1 tRNA gene and 1 pseudogene are annotated in these 1,983 nt (G+C 70.0%); one reads left to right on the top strand and one right to left on the bottom strand.

Annotation, left to right across the window (positions count from 1 at the left end):
* Nucleotides 1-247 precede the first annotated feature (247 nt).
* A tRNA-Thr gene (locus ABT300_RS43575) sits at nucleotides 248-323 on the top strand.
* Nucleotides 324-379: 56 nt separating this feature from the next.
* Here the strand turns inward: ABT300_RS43575 and ABT300_RS43570 are convergent.
* Nucleotides 380-1,948, bottom strand: a pseudogene (locus tag ABT300_RS43570) (SpoIIE family protein phosphatase); the annotation flags it as partial.
* Nucleotides 1,949-1,983 lie beyond the last annotated feature (35 nt).

Below are 1,983 nucleotides of genomic sequence, written 5' to 3'. Positions count from 1 at the left end.
GAACAATCATTGTAGGAAACCCCCGTGCCATTCGGCACGGGGGTTTCCTGCGTTCACGGCAGGGCTAATCGGTCGTCGACGGCCGGCGTTTCACGGTTCGGTCAAGGGCGCAAGACGCCTTCGAGCGGGCCTGTCCGGCGACGGTCCAGGATCGCTTCAGATCGGGCTGTGAGCGAGTTTGAGAACAGCGGGTCCTTCGGGGTATGCTCTATTCCGTTGCCGCGAGGGAAACCTCGACAAGTGACCAGCCCCCTTAGCTCAGTCGGCAGAGCGTCTCCATGGTAAGGAGAAGGTCAACGGTTCGATTCCGTTAGGGGGCTCCACAAAGAGAAAGCCTCCACCCGTTCGGGTGGAGGCTTTTCTCATTGCCGGTCTTCTCTCATGCCACGCGCATGGCCAGGATCGCCATGTCGTCCGACGGGGCGTCGGACGCGAAGCGTTCCACCGCTCGCATGATGCGGGCGGCGACCGCGCCGGCCGTGAGACCCGTGCAGGTGGTGAGAACGTCGGCGAGGCCGTCGTCCCCCAGCATGCGCGTGCCCTCGCGGCGCTCGGTGACTCCGTCGGTGACGCAGAGCAGGACGTCGCCCGGGTCGAGGGTGACGGTCTGCTCGTACAGCTCCAGGTCCTCCATGACGCCCAGCAGCGGCTGGGGTTCGGCGGCCGGTTCGACCGTGCCGTCCTGGCGGAGGCGGAGGGGCAGCGGGTGGCCCGCGCAGACGACCTTCAACTCCGCGCTGCCGTCGTCGTGCGGGCGCATCTCGCCGTACAGGAGGGTCAGGAAGCGGCTGCGAGCGCCTTCGTCGAGGATGGCGGAGTTGAGACGCTCGAGGACGGCCGGGCCGCTGAGGCCTTCCCTGGCCAGCAGGCGAAGGGCGTGCCGGGCGAGGCCGGTGACCGCCGCCGCGTTCGGTCCCGTGCCGCAGACGTCGCCGATCGCGAAGCCGTAGACGCCTTCGCGGATCGGGAAGACGTCGTAGAAGTCGCCGCCGACCTCGTTGCCCTCTCCGGCGGCGCGGTAGATGACCTCCACCTCGACGCCGTCGATCTTGGGGGTCTCCGGGGGGAGGAGGCTGCGCTGGAGCGCCTGGCTGATGGCCGTGCGCTCCGAGTACAGGCGCGCGTTGTCGAGGGCGAGGGCCGCTCTGCGGCTCAGGTCCTCCGCCAGCTCCAGGATCTCCTGACGGAAGTGCTCGTCGGTGGGCTTGCCGAGTGTCAGCATGCCGATGACACGGTTGCGGGCGACCAGGGGAAGGACGACGGTCTCGCCGCCGACGGCGGAGGCCGTGGCGAGGGTGGGGCCGATGCCCGAGGCCACCTGATGGGTGGGGCCGCCGGTCAGGCCGAGGCTGCGCATGGAACTGCGCAGGGCCGCGTCGTGCGCCGCCGCGGCGGGGGCTCCCCACACGCGGGCGCCGGGCGTCGGGACCGGGTCGGGCGGGGCGATCTTCGAGAGCAACGACTTGATGCCGTCGATCAGCTCCTCGTCCTCGTGCAGGACGTAGGAGAGGTACGGGTCGGAGGCCTGGTCGGCGATCGTGTACACCGCGCACCAGGTCGCCAGCGTCGGCACGGTCATCTGGGCCATCAGGGCGAGGGTCTGGTCGCGGTCCAGAGTGCCGGCGAGCAGGTCGGACGCCTCGACGAGGAAGCTGAGGGAGCCCCGTCGAAGGCGCTCCAGCTCGCCGAGGCGGGCCGACTCCACGGCCAGCGCGATGCGGTCGGCCGCGAACTGCAGGCGCAGGGCCTCCTCGTTGGAGTAGCGGCCCTGTGCCTCGGCCGCGACGCCCAGGGAGCCGGTCAGACGGCCCTCGACCTTCAGCGGGACCGTGACGACCGAGCGCATGCCCGTGCCGTTCAGCAGGGGGACCGCGCCGGGGACGGTCAGGAGGTCCTCGTGGACGGCCGGCATCCGGGCCGATCCGTAACGGCCCGGGCCGGCCTCCACGACAGAACCGAAGAGCACACATCAGAACTCCACTC

It is taken from the genome of Streptomyces sp. NPDC001027 (assembly GCF_040299045.1).
GTDB lineage: Bacteria > Actinomycetota > Actinomycetes > Streptomycetales > Streptomycetaceae > Streptomyces.
Note: the sequence above shows the minus strand (reverse complement) of the source record. Positions and strands in the feature narration are given on the sequence as shown.